We start from the raw sequence: 16,022 nt of genomic DNA on the forward strand, positions 1-16,022 counted from the left end.
CCCGAGGCGGGATCCCTGGCTGAGGCGGGATCGCTCTGCTCCGAGGCGGGATCGCTCTGGTCGGAGCACCTGCGTGCGCAGGGGGGCGCACGCCTCCGTGCCGCCCCTGCGCGCGCACCCGCCCGCCCCCTGCTACAGCCGGTGCGCCGCTCCCTGCGGTGCCGCGCCCCGGGTGTCCAGGAGCAGCTGGGCCTTCACCGACAGTCCCTGCAGGTCGTAGGTGCGGTGGTGCTGGAGCAGGATCGTCAGGTCGGCCTCGGCGACCGCCTCGTACAGCGCGTCCGCGCGCGGGACGGGGCGGTCCTCGATGCTCCACGCGGGCACGTACGGGTCGTGGTAGCTGACCGAGGCGCCCAGGCCGGTCAGGCGCTCGGCGATCTCCTCGGCCGGTGTGCCCTGCAGGTCGGCGAGGTCCGGCTTGTAGGTGACGCCGAGCAGCAGGACGCGGGCGCCGCGCGCGGACTTGCCGTGCTCGTTCAGGAGCGTGGCGGCGCGCTGGACGACGTAGCGCGGCATACGGCTGTTGACCTTCCGGGCCAGCTCCACCATGCGCAGGCCGCGGCCCGTGGGGCCGGACAGATCCTGGGGGACGCCGTGGCCGCCGACACCGGGGCCGGGCCGGAAGGCCTGGAAGCCGAACGGCTTCGTCTCCGCGCAGCGCACCACGTCCCACAGGTCCACGCCCAGCTCGTGACAGAGCACGGCCATCTCGTTGACGAGGGCGATGTTCACATGCCGGTAGTTGGTCTCGAGCAGCTGCACGGTCTCGGCCTCGCGCAGCCCGCGGGCGCGCACCACCTTGTCGGTGAGCCGGCTGTAGAACGCGGCCGCCGATTCGGTGCAGGCAGGGGTGAGACCGCCGATCACCTTCGGGGTGTTGGCCGGGGTGAAGGCACGGTTGCCGGGGTCGACGCGGCTGGGGGAGTGGGCGAGGTGGAAGTCCCGGCCCGCGATAAGGCCCGAGCTCTGTTCCAGCAGCGGCCGCAGGAAGGTCTCGGTGGTGCCCGGCAGCACGGGTGACTCCAGGATCACCGTGGTGTGCGGGCGCAGATGCCCGGCAAGCGCGCGGGCGGCCGTCTCCAGCTGGCTCAGGTCCAGGCCGCCGTCCGCGGCGGGCGGGGTGGGCGCGCAGATCACGACGGTGCGCACCCGGCCCAGCGCTGCCGGGTCGGTGGCGGGCCGGAAGCCTCCCGCGAGCATCCGGCGCAGTTCGGCGGGGCTGAGGGTGCCGGGCTCCTCCCCGGTGTGGTAGCCGAGCGTGGGGATGCCGGCGGCGACGGCGGCCTGGGCCAGGGGCAGGCCGAGTGGACCGAGTCCGATGACGGCGAGATCTGCGGGCATGGCGTGGGCCGTCCTTCCCAGTGACCGAGGCGGGGCAGGCGCGCAAGCCCTGGCGGCAGGGCGAGCGAGTGCACTGTCAGACTAGGAGTAAATATGACCGTTATGTGGCATTGACCTGCGTGTTTCCGGGTGAACCGACCCGAGTTGTCCACAGCCCGGGAGTGAGTGGTGGCTGAAGGCGGGCAAGACGGTGACAATCAGGGCAGGAGGGAAACGCGGGCCCGTCCGTGAGAGGGACGGGCCTCGTCCGACGAGTGCGGCCGGCGCGACACACAGCGGGAGGCGGCAGTGAGGACAGCGACACTCGGGCCGGCGCAGCGCGCCGCGTCCTTGGCGGACATGGCCGGACAGGAGCTGGACATCCTGGTCGTGGGCGGCGGAGTGGTCGGCGCGGGCACGGCCCTGGACGCCGCCACCCGCGGCCTGAACACCGGACTGGTCGAGGCCCGCGACTGGGCCTCGGGCACCTCCAGCCGCTCCAGCAAGCTGATCCACGGCGGACTGCGCTACCTGGAGATGCTGGACTTCGCGCTGGTGCGCGAGGCCCTCAAGGAGCGCGGCCTGCTGCTGGAGAGGCTGGCACCGCACCTGGTCAGGCCGGTGCCGTTCCTGTACCCGCTGCGGCACCGCGCCTGGGAGCGGCTGTACGCGGGCTCGGGCGTCGCCCTCTACGACGCGATGTCGCTGGCCCGCGGGCACGGCCGCGGCCTGCCCCTGCACCGTCACCTGACCCGCCGTCACGCCCTGCGCATAGCCCCCTGTCTGAAGAAGGACGCTCTCGTCGGCGCCCTGCAGTACTACGACGCGCGGGTGGACGACGCCCGCTTCGTGGTGGCCCTGGTGCGCACCGCCGTGTCCTACGGTGCCAAGGCGGCCAACCGAGCCCGCGTCACCGGCTTCCTGCGCGAGGGCGAACGGGTCGTCGGCGCCCGGGTGCAGGACGTGGAGACCGGTGAGGACTACGACATCCGCGCCCAGCAGGTCGTCAACGCCACCGGGGTGTGGACCGACGACACCCAGGCCATGGTCGGCGAGCGCGGCCAGTTCCACGTCCGTGCCTCCAAGGGCATCCACCTGGTCGTGCCGCGGGACCGCATCAGCTCCTCCACCGGGCTCATCCTGCGCACCGAGACGTCCGTGCTGTTCGTCATCCCCTGGGGACGGCACTGGATCGTCGGCACCACCGACACCGACTGGGACCTGGACAAGGCCCACCCCGCGGCCTCCAGCGCCGACATCGACTACCTGCTCAACCGGGTGAACTCGGTGCTCGCGGTGCCGCTCACCCGGGACGACGTGGAGGGCGTGTACGCGGGACTCAGGCCGCTGCTGGCCGGCGAGTCCGACGCCACCAGCAAGCTCTCCCGCGAGCACACCGTGGCCCACCCCGTGCCCGGCCTGGTCGTGGTGGCCGGCGGCAAGTACACCACCTACCGGGTGATGGCCAAGGACGCCGTCGACGAGGCGGTGCACGGCCTGGACATGCGGGTCGCCGACTGCGTCACCGAGGAGGTGCCGCTGCTGGGCGCCGAGGGCTACCGGGCGCTGTGGAACGCACGGGCACGCATCGCCGCCCGCGCCGGCCTGCACGTGGTGCGCGTGGAACACCTGCTCAACCGGTACGGCTCGGCCGTGCCGGAGGTGCTCGGCCTCGTCGCCGAGGACCCGTCGCTGGGCGACCCCCTGCAGGGCGCCGACGACTATCTGCGCGCCGAGGTCGTCTACGCCGCCTCCCACGAGGGCGCCCGCCACCTCGACGACGTCCTGACCCGGCGCACCCGCATATCCATCGAGACCTTCGACCGGGGCACGCGCAGCGCCCGCGAGGCCGCCGAGCTGATGGCACCCGTGCTGGGCTGGGACGCGGACCAGGTCGAGCGCGAGGTGGAGCACTACCACAAGCGCGTCGAGGCCGAGCGGGAGTCGCAGCGCCAGCCCGACGATCTCACCGCCGACGCCGCACGCCTGGGCGCACCGGACATCGTGCCGCTGTAGGCCGGCGCCCCGGGTGCGCCCCGGGGCACGTCCCCGACACGGCCCGGGGCGCACCGGGACCGCCGCGCGAAGCGCCCCCGCGCGGTCGACGCATGCTCACCGACCCGCCGTGTGTGGGCTGTTCAGCGGACACCAAAGGTGTCCCGAAGGCCACCCTGGGCGCCGAGCACTTGTCGCGTGAGAGACAATGGAGGCTCTGTCAGGGCGGGTTGCATGAGGGGACGCATGTCGGAGGCGGAGCGGGCGGGGACTTCCCGTCAGGACACTCGTCAGGACACCACCGAGCGTCTTCTCGCCGGGCGGTACCGGCTGAAGGACGTGCTCGGCCGCGGCGGCATGGGCACGGTGTGGCGTGCCGAGGACGAGACCCTGGGCCGGACGGTGGCCGTCAAGGAGCTGAGGTTCCCGTCGAACATCGACGAGGAGGAGAAGCGGCGCCTGATCACGCGCACGCTGCGCGAGGCCAAGGCGATCGCGCGGATCCGCAACACCAGCGCGGTGACCGTCTTCGACGTCGTCGACGAGGACGACCGGCCGTGGATCGTCATGGAGCTGATCGAGGGCAAGTCGCTCGCCGAGGTCATCCGCGAGGACGGTGTCCTTCAGCCGCGGCGGGCCGCCGAGGTCGGGCTCGCGGTCCTCGACGTGCTGCGGTCGGCGCACCGCCAGGGGATCCTGCACCGCGACGTGAAGCCCTCCAACGTGCTCATCGCCGACGACGGCCGGGTCGTGCTCACCGACTTCGGCATCGCCCAGGTCGAGGGCGACCCGTCCATCACCTCCACCGGCATGCTGGTCGGCGCGCCCTCCTACATCGCCCCGGAGCGCGCCCGCGGCCACAAGCCCGGCCCGGCCGCCGACCTGTGGTCGCTCGGCGGCCTGCTGTACGCGGCCGTGGAGGGCGCGCCCCCCTACGACAAGGGGTCGGCGATCGCCACGCTGACGGCGGTGATGACCGAGCCGCTGGAGGAGCCGAAGAACGCCGGCCCGCTGCGCGACGTCATCTGCGGCCTGCTGACCAAGGACCCGGAGAAGCGTCTCGACGACGCCGGCGCCCGGGCCCTGCTCAACGCCGTCATCGACGCGCCCGACCCGGCGGAGCCCGGGCCTAAGCCGCCCGCGGACGCCACGAAGGTGGTGCCGCTGCCCGCGCAGCCGGACCCGCGCGGCGACGAGGGCCGCACGGGCACGGGCGCCGCTTCCGCCGGCGGGCGGAGCGAGGAGGAGGCCGACCGGCTGCGCGGCGCCCTGCGCTCCGTGCGCAAGGCCGCCGCCGCGTCCAGCACGGCCTCCCGGGAACGCGGTGAGCCGGCGGCGGTGGCCGGGGCGGCCTCCTCCGCCGCCGCGGCCAAGGGCGGCACCGGCACCCGTACGGCCTCCGCGGGCGGCACGCAGACCGGCCGCAGCGGCGGCGGATGGCCCGTGGTGCCGCCGCCGGACCTGGACCTGGACCTGCCGCCGCGGCAGGCGCCCCGCGCGCCGCTGTCCGACGTGGTGTCGAAGCGGACCCTGGTGGCCGTCGCCGTGGTCGTGGTGCTCGCCGTGATCGGCACGGTGCTCGCCCTCACCCTCGGCGGCGACGACGAGGGCGGCGAGCCGGGCGCCGCACCCACCGCGGCCGCCGCCTCCGTGGGCGGCACGACCGGGGACAAGGCCGGCGGCAGCCACCCCGACGGCCGGAACAGCGGACCCGCGACGGCGGCCGGCGACGCACAGGGCTCGCCCGGCGCGGCCTCGTCCGCCGCCGCCCCGGACCAGGACTCCTCCGGCGAGGAGTCCTCCGACGACGACGGGGAGGACGGCGTGAGCACGCACCGCGGCGCTCAGGGCTACTCCATCGGACTGCCCGAGGGCTGGTCGTACGCCGAGTCGGACTCCGCCGGGGACCGCTTCACCGGCCCTGGCGGGCAGAAACTGCTCGTCGCCTGGACCTCCACGCCCAAGGACGACCCTGTGGCCGACTGGAAGAACCAGGAGCGCTACATGGTCCGCAAGCAGTACCACCGCATCCGCATCGAGAAGACCGACTACCGCGGCTGGAACACGGCCGACTGGGAGTTCACCTACGTCGACGGCGGTACCGAGTACCGCACCGTGGACCGGGGCTTCGTGGTGAACGACCACCAGGGCTACGCCCTGATGTACACGGCCAAGGCCGACGACTGGGACGACGACCTGCGGCGCGACACCTGGCGCACGCTCACGAAGTCGTTCCAACCCAAGGGCGCGGGCAAATAGGACGCCGGGCGCGGGCGAGGAGGACGCGCCGGGCGCGGGCACGGAGGACGCCGGGCGCGGGTCCTGGCCAGATACGGCAACCCGGCGGTGGGGGACCGCCTCGGCACGTATCGTGAGTGATTGCGCACCGTGAGCATGTGGGAAACGGGGCGCGTGGGGAGAAGGAACCGACCGGCCGTGCGGCACCGGGGGAGGGCGACGTGGACGACTACGCGGGCCGGGTTCTCGCCGGCCGCTACCGGCTGCCGCTGCCTTCGTCCGACGCGTACGAACTGACCGAGACCCGCGCCTTCGACACCTACAGCGGACAGGAGGTCATGCTGCGGCAGGTGCCGCTGCCGGAGGTCGTCGAGGCGGAGGTGCTCGACGCCGACGGGCTGCCCGACGGCTTCACCGCCCGCGACGGCGCCACCTGGCGGCTTCCCGCACCCGCCCGTGACACGGCCGTGCCGCGGGGGCGCGGCCCGGCGGCCCGGCAGCCCGCCGATCCGGCCGTGCGGCGGGCCGTCGAGGCGGCGCAGGCCGCCGCCCGGATCCCCGACCATCCCCGTCTGGACCAGGTCTTCGACGTGTTCACGGAGGGTGGTTCGCTGTGGATCGCCAGTGAACTGGTCGCCGCACGCCCGCTGGCGGCACTGCTCGACGAGGGTCCGCTGACGCCGTACCGGGCGGCCGAGGTCGCCTCCGATCTCCTCATGGCGTTGCGGGTGCTGCACGGCCACGGCTGGGTGCACCGCAACATCACCCCCCGCACGGTCCTGGTCTGCGACGACGGCCGGGTGATACTCAGCGGCCTCGCGGTCGGCGCGGCCGAGGAGGCGCTGTGCGGATACGACCCCGTGCCGGACGACCAGGCCGGCGACCCGGCCGGGCACGGGCAGCCCGCGGGCGATCCGGCGGCCGGCGGGCCCACCGGGGCGGGCCTCGCCCCGTGGGAGGCCGGACCGCAGCCGGGACAGCCGTCCGGCCCCGCCCCCGCCGCGACGGACCCCGAGGCCGCGCGGCGGGCCGCGATCCAGGCACGCCAGGCCGCCGACGCGCTGCCGCCGGCTCCCGGACGCACCGGCCCGGGGCAGGGGCCGGGCCCGGTCGCGGGAGTCCCGCCGCACAGCAGCGACATCCGCGCGGCCCGCGCCGACGCCATCGCCGCCTACCGCGAGGGCGCACGTGCCGCGGCCCGCGCCCAGGCGGCCCGGCAGGCCGGGTTCCCGGCCGTCCCCGGCGCCCGGCAGCCCGCCGAGGACGAGACCCGTCTCGTACCGCCGGGCCGGATCACCGACCCGTACGGCGTCCGGGAGACCGCCGGGCACCGCCGGCCGGTTGCTCCCGCCGCGGAACGCGAGGGCACCGCGGCCGCACCGGGCGCCGCCGCGGCCCGCCCGCAGGGCGGCGCCGCCGGCCACGGCACCGCGGACACCGTCGTGGACCGGGCCTTTGCCGCGCAGCACGGCGTCCCCGCCGCGCGGCCCGCGCCCGCCGGCGACCGCACGGGCGCCCCGGCCGGGCGCGGCCCGGCCACCGCGCTGGACGCCGAACGGGCGCGCCAGGCACGCATGACCGTGGTGGGACCGGTGACCGAACGCTGGGCGCCGGAGCAGGCCGGCCCCGTGCACGCCAACTGGCAGCTGGCCGCGCCGGTCGGCCCCGCCACCGACCTGTGGGCGCTGGGCGCGCTGCTCTTCCGGGCCGTGCAGGGACACCCGCCGTACCCGGAGGAGTCGACCGCCGAGCTGGTGCAGATGGTGTGCGCCGAGCCGCCCGCGTTCGCCGAGGAGTGCGGCCCGCTCCGCCCCGTCGTGGAGTCGCTGCTGCGCCAGGACGCCACCGAACGCCCGGACGTCGAGGAACTCGCGGGCTGGCTGCGCTCGCTGGTGCGGTCCGCGCCCGAGCCGGAGGCCGGCACCCACGTGGTCGCCGCGCCGCCGCCCGAGGCCACGGGCCGGCTGCCGGTGGTGCGCCGGCGCGGCGAACTGGTGCGCCGTCGGCGCGCCCAGGTGCCCGCCCACCACGGCCGGCACAAGCGGGCCGGACGACCGGCAGGCTCCCCGCGCCGCCTCGGCCGCGTCCTGCTTCTGCTGATCCTGCTGCTGGTGGCCGGAGCCCTCGCCTACGCGATGCTGTTCATGCCCAAGGCCGGACAGGACGGCGCGGCCGGCTCCGGCCCCGTCGGCAGCGCCGGGCAGGCGAGCCCCGTCCCGTCGTCCTCCGGGCACGGCGAGGACGACGCGGCAGCCGCACCCGGAGGAAGCGGTGCGGCCCGGTCCTCGCACTCCGCCCAGGCCCGCAGCACCGGCACCGAACTCGCCCACGGATACGCCCTGCGCGAGGACCCCGCCGGCTTCCAGATCGCCCTGCCCGAGAACTTCAGCCGCACCCCGGGCAGTGGCCCGGACCAGGTGGTCTACGCCCACGGCGACTTCCGGCTGATCGTGGTCCCGGGGCGGGACAGCGCGGCCGAGTTCGGCAGCGACCCGATGGTCTACCAGCGGGAGAAGGAAGGCGAGCTGCGCCCCTACCGCGAATCCAGCTGGGCCACCTCCTCCGGCCTGCGGACCATCCAGGTCGGCGGCACCACCATGGCCGAGGGCCAGTTCACCTGGACGGGCGGCGACGGCCGCGAGCTGTTCGTGCGCAACGCGGCCATCCTGCTCGACGGCCGCTACCACGTGGTGCAGGTACGCGGCCCCGAGTCCCAGCGCGACGAGGTGAACAGCCTGTACGAACAGGCCCAGAGCACCTACCGGTTCACCGGCTGACCTTCCCAACAGTCGTACTCGGCACAGCTTGTGACACCGTCTCCGTCCGTCACAGTGGTGTCTCCATGGGACCCCGGCGGTTCCCCGCCGGCACACCGGTCCTTACGCTGGCCCTGTCAAGAACTATGCGGGGCAACGTGAATCAGACGCAGGGCCTGCTGCTCGCGGGCCGCTACCGGCTCGCCGAGTCCATCGGCAGCGGCGGCATGGGGCGCGTGTGGCGCGCACACGACGAGGTGCTGCACCGCGAGGTCGCCATCAAGGAGTTGACCGCCGCTCTCTACGTGTCCGAGAGCGACCAGGCGGTTCTTCTCGCACGCACGAGGGCGGAGGCCCGCGCCGCGGCGCGGATCAACCACTCCGCCGTGGTCACGGTGCACGACGTGCTGGAGCACGACAGCCGTCCGTGGATCGTGATGGAACTGGTCGAGGGGCGCTCCCTGGCCGACGCGATCAAGGAGCAGGGGCGGGTGGAGCCCGCCGAGGCCGCCCGGGTCGGGCTGTGGGTGCTGCGCGCCCTGCGCGCCGCCCACAAGGCCGGGGTCCTGCACCGCGACGTCAAGCCCGCCAACGTCCTGCTGGCCCACGACGGCCGCGTGCTGCTGACCGACTTCGGCATCGCGCAGATCGAGGGCGACTCCACCATCACCCGCACCGGCGAGGTCGTCGGCTCCGTCGACTACCTGGCCCCCGAGCGTGTCCGCGGCCACGACCCCGGGCCCGCCTCCGACCTGTGGGCGCTGGGCGCCACGCTGTACACCGCGGTGGAGGGCCTGTCGCCGTTCCGCCGTACCTCGCCGCTCACCACCATGCAGGCGGTCGTCGACGAGGAACCCGCCGAGCCGCGGCACGCCGGCCCGCTCGGCCCCGTCATCACCGCGCTGCTGCGCAAGGACCCGACGGCGCGCCCGGACGCGGCGACGGCCGAGCGGATGCTCGCCGAGGCCGCGCAGGGACGCCGGCCCGAGGCCAGGGCATCCATACCCGCGCAGCCCACCGGCACCGAGCCGGCGCCCGCGCCCCACTCCGGCGCCGCCCCGGCCGGCGGAGGAACCTCCCCGTACGACGGCCCCACGCGACCCGACGGAGCCGGCCGGCGGTTCGAGAGCGGCACGACGCCCTACCAGCCTGCGCCCGCGCCGTCCGGCACCGCCGGGCCCGGCCGCCGCCGCAGACGCCATGTCGTCCTCGCGCTCGTGCTGGCCGCGCTCCTGGGCGGAGGAGCCGCGGTGGTGCTGCAGAAGTGGCAGGACGGCCGGGGCGGCACGGCCGGGACGGCGGCCACCTCACCGCCCGCCTCGTCCCCCGCGCACGGCACGGACGCCACGCCCGGCAGCGACGCCGCGAGCAGCCTCCCGGCCGGCTGGGTGCGCAGACACGACCCGTTCGGCTTCAGCATCGCCGTGCCCGGCGAGAACTGGCAGCGGGTGGTGTCCGACGCGGACCTCCACCAGGTCGACTACACACCGGACGGCGGACGGCACTTCATCCGCATCGCCGTCGACGACTCGCCGGACTTCCCCACCGCGCACGACCACCAGCTCGACCTGGAGGAGCAGCTGCACCGGCTGGTCGACTACCAGCGCATCACCCTGAAGGCCGACACCTTCCGCGACCGGCCGGGATCGTTGTGGGAGTACACCTGGACGTCGCTGCCCAAGGACGGTTTCGCGGGGCCGCGGCGCGCCGTCGAGGAGATGTACTACTCGCGCGACAACGTCGAGTATGCGATCTACATGTCCGGGCCCGCCGACGACTGGCCGGCCACCGAGGAGCAGTTCCAGCAGGTGCTCATGAGCTGGCAGCCCGACGGGACCTGACCGGGCGACGGACCGCCGGATCGCATCGTGCCGTCAGGTCACGGCTTCATGACCGCACGGCCGCCTCGGTGGAACCGGAAGCGCCGGTCACGCTATGCATGGACGTATGAGCGACAACGGGGGACCTCGCAACCGCGCCGGTGAGCCGACGAGTTATGTGCTGCCGCCGCCGGCCCCGCGGCCACGGGTCCCGTATCCGCAGAGCCCTTACGCCGCCGAGGCGGCCGGTACCCCGCAGGCCCACCCCGGCGCGGCGGCCCCGTCCGGGCCGGCCGGCACGCCGGAGACCCGGCCCGGCCACGAGCAGCCGCAGCAGCACCCGCATCAGGCCGCCCAGCCGCACGCCGCGCAGGCCGCCCGGTCGCCCGCCGCGGCCGTCCCGCCGCCGCCGGCCGCGTCCGATCCCGGCGCCCAACGCCTGATCGCCAGCCGGTACCGGCTGCTCGCGCGACTGGGGCACGGCGGCATGGGCACCGTGTGGCGCGCCAAGGACGAGACGATGGACCGCGAGGTCGCCGTCAAGGAGCCCCGCCTCCCTGAGGGCCTGCCGGAGCGGGAGCGTGCCAACGCCTTCGAGCGCATGCGGCGCGAGGCCCGTGCCGCGGCCCGGCTCGACCACCCGTCGGTGGTCACCGTGCACGACGTGGCCGTGGTGGACGGCCGGCCGTGGATCGTCATGGAGCTGGTGCGGGGGCGTTCGCTCGGCAGCGTCCTGCAGGAGGGCACGCTGGAGGCGCGCGAGGCCGCCCGGATCGGCCTGGAGGTGCTCGGCGCGCTGGAGGCCGCGCACGCGGCGGGCGTCCTGCACCGGGACGTCAAGCCGGACAACATCCTGCTCGGCCCGCACGGCCGGATCGTCCTCACCGACTTCGGCATCGCCCGGATCGAGGGCGACACCCGCCTGACCGACACCGGCGGCTTCGTCGGCTCCCCGGAGTACATCGCCCCCGAGCGGGTCCTGGGCCGGCATCCCGGCCCGGCCGGCGATCTGTGGTCGCTCGGCGTGGTCCTGTACACGGCCACCGAGGGCGTCTCGCCGTTCCGCCGCAGCAACACCCCGGCCACCCTGCAGTCGGTGCTCAACGCCACGCCCGCCCCGCCGTCGGCCGCGACCGGTCCGCTCGCCGAGGTCATCACCGGCCTGCTGCAGAAGGACCCCGCCCACCGCCCGGACGCCGCCCGGGTCCGCGCCCTGCTGCAGGAAGCGGCGGCCCCGCCTTTGCCGCCGCCCGTCACGCAGGCGGTGCACACCGCCCGGGACGGCAGGCCTGCCCTGCGGCTGGGCCGCCGGGCCTGGACGGTGCTCGGCGCGGCCGCCGTCGCGGCGGCGGTGGCGGCGTATCTGCTGATCGCGCAGCCCTTCGCGGGCCCGCTGCCGGACGGGTGGACCACCCACCACGAGAAGGACGTCACCGCCACGATCGCCGTGCCGCGGCAGTACACGCGCTCGGTGCCGGACCGGGTGAGGGACGACGACCACTGGGTCACCTACACCGACCCGAGCGGCAGCGTCTGGGTGACCCTGTCGGTCGAGCGGAAGAAGGAGGACACCGGACACGACATCGCGGACTCGGCGGCGGCCGAGATGTACGAGGACGACGCCGCGTACAAGCAGAGGGGCGACTACGACCTCGACATGCCGTCCGAGCCGCAGCCCCGGACCGAGCCGGACGGGAACGTGACCTTCCACGGCAGGAAGGCCGCCGGGAACACGATCGTGTACAAAACCGACGACAGTGACGCTCCGCTGCCGCGCGAGGTGCGCATCCTGTACTACAAGAACTCCGCCGGTGACATGTACAAGCTCACCATCGGCTACCCCGGGCAGGGCGACTTCACCCGGCGCGGCCGCGAGGTGGCCGAGGCGGCGATCGCCAACCTGGACGTGGACGAGTTGTAGTCGCCTCCGGGGCCTGCGCGCGGCGCATCGCCGCTGATCAGCGCATTTGCTGCCAGCGGTCACTGGCGGGGTGTGAGCGGTCCGTGAATCCCTGTTACCGACGGGTACACAAACCGTGGTCCGCGGCATACCCTGCGCTGCATGACGGACGCGCAGGCCCCGGCTCAGACCGGCACCAACCCTCTGGTCCCCGCTCCCGCGGGGGTCCGCACCGCCTCCGACGTGGTGACCCTGGAGCTGATCGCCCGGCTGACCCGGGACGTCACCGGCTCCGGCAGGACCGCCAACCACACCCCGTTCACCGGGGACAAGCTCGCCGATCTGCCCGAATCCACCCCCGAGGACGTGGCCGCCGCCTTCGAACGGGCCCGTGCCGCGCAGCAGGACTGGGCGCGCACCCCGGTGAGGGAGCGTGCCGCCGTGCTGCTGCGCTTCCACGACCTGGTGCTGCGGCGCCAGGCCGAGGTGCTGGACCTGATCCAGCTGGAGACCGGCAAGGCCCGGCTGCACGCGCACGAGGAGGTGCAGGCCGTCGCCGTGGCCGCCCGGCACTACGGCCGCCGGGCCTCCGCCTATCTCAGGCCCCGGCGGCACACCGGCGCGATCCCGGTGCTCACCAAGGTCACCGAGCTGCGCCATCCGCGGGGCGTGGTCGGCCAGATCGCCCCGTGGAACTATCCGCTGGAGCTGTCGGTCGGCGACGCGCTCCCGGCGTTCGCCGCGGGCAACGCGGTGGTGATGAAGCCGGACACCGAGACCTGCCTGACCGCGCTGTGGGCGCGTGACCTGCTCGTCGAGGCCGGGCTGCCCGCCGAGGTGTTCCAGGTCGTCATCGGCGACGGGCCGGTGGTCGGCCCCGAGGTCGTCCGGCACGCCGACTACGTGTCCTTCACCGGTTCCACCCGCACCGGCCGGGAGGTCGCCCAGGGCGCGGCAGCCCGCCTCGTCGGCGTCTCCCTGGAACTCGGCGGCAAGAACGCCATGCTGGTCCTCGAGGACGCCGACGTCGACAAGGCGGCGGCGGGCGCGGTCCGGGCCTGCTTCTCCTCGGCCGGGCAGCTGTGCATCTCCGTCGAGCGGCTGTACGTGCACGAGAAGATCGCGGACGCCTTCCTGGAGCGGTTCGTCGCCCGGACCAGGGCGCTGCGCCTGGGCGCCTTCCTCGGCTACGGCGCGGACATGGGCTCCCTGGTGGGCCGGCGGCAGCTGGACACCGTCACCCGGCACGTGGAGGAGGCCGTCGCCAAGGGGGCCAGGGTGCTGGCCGGCGGGGTCGCCCGCCCGGACGCCGGCCCGTATTTCTTCGAGCCCACCGTCCTCGACGGCGTCCAGGCACCGATGGCCGTGTGCACCGAGGAGACCTTCGGCCCGGTGGTGTCGGTGTACCGCTTCTCCTCCGAGCAGGAGGCGATCGAGCGCGCCAACGCCACGCCGTACGGCCTGAACTCCTCGGTGTGGACGAAGGACGCCCGCCGGGGCCGTGCGGTCGCTGCCCGGCTGCGCACCGGCACGGTCAACATCAACGAGGGCTATGCGCCCGCCTACGGCAGTGTGCAGGCGCCGATGGGCGGCATGAAGGACTCCGGTCTGGGCCGCCGGCACGGCTCCGAGGGCATCCTGAAGTACACCGAGGCCCAGACGATCGCCCACCAGCGGGTGCTGCCCATGGCCCCCTCGCTGGGCATGGACGACGAGACGTACGCGGCGTTCATGAGCCGTAGCCTGCGGCTGCTGAAGGCGTTCCGCTTCCGTTAGGCCTGTCGTTCACCGGTCAGGCCGGTGCGTCGCCGACGCCGTGCCGTCCGCCTGCGGGCGGCCGCGCGGACGGCCGGGCGACGGCACGGCCCGGGTACCGGCCACCGCTTGTGTCAGCCCCCGTCCGCAGCGCGACCGTTCGCAACGAGGAGAGCACGTGTCACAGCAGAAGTCCGACCACACCCGGGACGAGGACGGGTACCCGCACCACGGGCAGGACCACGACGGGTACGACTACGACGTCATCGTCGTCGGCTCGGGATTCGGCGGGTCCGTCTCCGCCCTGCGTCTGACCGAGAAGGGCTACCGCGTCGGCGTGCTGGAAGCCGGCCGCCGCTTCACCCGCGAGACCCTGCCGAAGAACTCCTGGGACCTGAAGAACTACCTGTGGGCTCCGAAGCTGGGCCTGTTCGGCATCCAGCGCATCCATCTGCTGGGCAACGTCATGGTGCTGGCCGGTGCCGGGGTCGGCGGCGGTTCCCTCAACTACGCCAACACCCTCTACGTGCCGCCGAAGGCCTTCTTCGACGACCCCCAGTGGCGGGACATCACCGACTGGGAGGACGAGCTGGCCCCGTACTACGACCAGGCCAAGCGGATGCTCGGGGTGCGTCTCAACCCGACGATGACACCGTCCGACGTGCACCTGAAGGGCGCCGCCGAGCACATGGGCGTCGGCGACACCTTCCACATGGCGCCCGTGGGCGTGTTTTTCGGCGACGGCGAGGACGCGGACGGCACGGTCACGGCGAAGCCGGGCCAGCGGGTGCCCGACCCGTACTTCGGCGGGGCCGGACCGGAGCGCAGGGCGTGCATCGAGTGCGGCGAGTGCATGACCGGCTGCCGGCACGGCGCGAAGAACACCCTCAACGAGAATTACCTGTACCTCGCGGAGAAGGCGGGCGCGGTCGTCCACCCCATGACGACGGTCGTCTCCGTCACGGACGACTCGCGCGGCGGCTACGCGGTCGCCACCGTGCCGACCGACAACCGGAAGAAGGGCCCGGGCCGGCTGTTCCGGGCCCGGAGGGTGGTGCTGGCCGCGGGCACCTATGGCACCCAGACGCTGCTGCACCGGATGAAGGAGAACCGGCAGCTGCCCTACCTCTCGCCGCGACTGGGCGAGCTGACCCGCACCAACTCCGAGGCGCTGGTCGGCGCCCAGACCGACAACCGCCGCTACCGCAAGGCGACCGGCGCACCGAAGGCCGACTTCACCCGCGGTGTCGCCATCACCTCCTCCATCCACCCCGACGAGAACACCCACATCGAACCCGTCCGCTACGGCAAGGGCTCCAACGCGATGGGCGGCCTGTCGATCCTTCAGGTCCCGTATGTGGACGGCGGCTCCCGGATCGCGGCCTGGCTGGCCAACGTCGCCCGCCACCCGCTGCTCATGCTGCGGTCGATGTCCAACCGCCGCTGGTCGGAGCGGACCATCATCGGCCTGGTGATGCAGTCCCTGGACAACTCCCTGACGACGTATCTGAAACCCGACGGCATCGGCAAGGGGCTGCTCACCGCGCGGCAGGGCCACGGCACTCCCAACCCCAAGCAGATCCGGGCCGCCACCGAGGGCGCCTCGGCGCTGGCCGCCGAGATCAACGGGTTCGCCGGCTCCAACGTGGGCGAACTGATGGGCACCCCGCTCACCGCGCACTTCCTCGGCGGCTGCCCGATCGGCGACTCGCCTCAGACGGGTGTCATCGACCCCTACCACCGCCTCTACGGCCACCCGGGCATCTCGGTCGTCGACGGCGCGGCCGTCTCCGCCAACCTGGGCGTGAACCCCTCACTGACCATCACCGCCCAGGCCGAGCGGGCGATGTCGTACTGGCCCAACAAGGGCGAGGAGGACCCGCGTCCGCCGCAGGGCGCGCCCTACCGGCGTCTGACGCCGGTGAAGCCCCGCAACCCGGTGGTCCCGCCGGACGCGTTCGGCGCGCTGCGGCTGCCGTTCCTGGGGATGCCGGCGGTGCCGCCGAAGAAGTAGTGCCGCCGCGGGAGCGCGTCTTCCGTTCCCGCCGGCGCCCGGCACGACACGAGAGGGACCTGCGCCCCCCTCCCGACGCAGGTCCCTCTTCCGTGCGGTGGGCGAGGCAGCGCACGGCGCGTCGCACCACCGCCGCGGCGCCGGGCGGCACACAGCACCCCGGCGCCGACGACGGCGTCCCGTGCCGTCTCCACCGCGACGCGGCGGGCGGGACGACGGATCCA

General features: G+C 74.2%; 8 protein-coding genes. 7 read left to right on the plus strand and 1 reads right to left on the minus strand.

All coding sequences use genetic code 11. The features are described 5' to 3' along the window. Window positions 1-132 precede the first annotated feature (132 nt). On the minus strand, window positions 133-1,341 hold the full coding sequence (locus IE286_RS07305; protein WP_189795787.1) for a nucleotide sugar dehydrogenase: 1,209 nt from the start codon (window positions 1,339-1,341) through the stop codon (window positions 133-135). 288 nt (window positions 1,342-1,629) lie between these two features. Between IE286_RS07305 and IE286_RS07310 the strand changes: the two genes are divergently transcribed. The 7 genes from IE286_RS07310 to IE286_RS07340 all read left to right on the plus strand — a co-directional run bounded on the left by IE286_RS07310 (window position 1,630) and on the right by IE286_RS07340 (window position 15,798). Next, a complete protein-coding gene (locus IE286_RS07310; RefSeq protein ID WP_189795788.1) occupies window positions 1,630-3,336 on the plus strand; it encodes a glycerol-3-phosphate dehydrogenase/oxidase in 1,707 nt (568 codons plus the stop codon). 225 nt (window positions 3,337-3,561) lie between these two features. After that, window positions 3,562-5,574, plus strand: a complete 2,013-nt coding sequence (locus IE286_RS07315) for a serine/threonine-protein kinase (protein ID WP_189795789.1) — start codon at window positions 3,562-3,564, stop codon at window positions 5,572-5,574. Window positions 5,575-5,774: 200 nt separating this feature from the next. Further along, complete coding sequence (locus IE286_RS07320; protein ID WP_189795790.1) at window positions 5,775-8,330, plus strand: serine/threonine kinase C-terminal domain-containing protein; 2,556 nt, start codon at window positions 5,775-5,777, stop codon at window positions 8,328-8,330. Between the two features lie 137 nt (window positions 8,331-8,467). Continuing rightward, entirely contained in the window at window positions 8,468-10,150 is a 1,683-nt protein-coding gene (locus tag IE286_RS07325) for a protein kinase domain-containing protein (protein ID WP_505014448.1), read from the plus strand. A gap of 106 nt (window positions 10,151-10,256) precedes the next feature. Further along, window positions 10,257-12,050 carry a serine/threonine-protein kinase gene (locus tag IE286_RS07330; RefSeq protein ID WP_189795792.1) on the plus strand — a complete coding sequence of 598 codons (1,794 nt, stop codon included), beginning with the start codon at window positions 10,257-10,259 and terminating at the stop codon, window positions 12,048-12,050. Window positions 12,051-12,191: 141 nt separating this feature from the next. Continuing rightward, window positions 12,192-13,805, plus strand: coding sequence for a succinic semialdehyde dehydrogenase (locus IE286_RS07335; RefSeq protein ID WP_189795793.1), 1,614 nt, complete (start codon window positions 12,192-12,194; stop codon window positions 13,803-13,805). A gap of 157 nt (window positions 13,806-13,962) precedes the next feature. Next, entirely contained in the window at window positions 13,963-15,798 is a 1,836-nt protein-coding gene (locus IE286_RS07340; RefSeq protein ID WP_372462520.1) for a GMC oxidoreductase, read from the plus strand. The last annotated feature ends 224 nt before the right edge of the window (window positions 15,799-16,022 follow it).

Origin of the sequence: Streptomyces thermodiastaticus, from assembly GCF_014656135.1 — a bacterium.
Classification (GTDB): Bacteria; Actinomycetota; Actinomycetes; order Streptomycetales; family Streptomycetaceae; genus Streptomyces; species Streptomyces thermodiastaticus.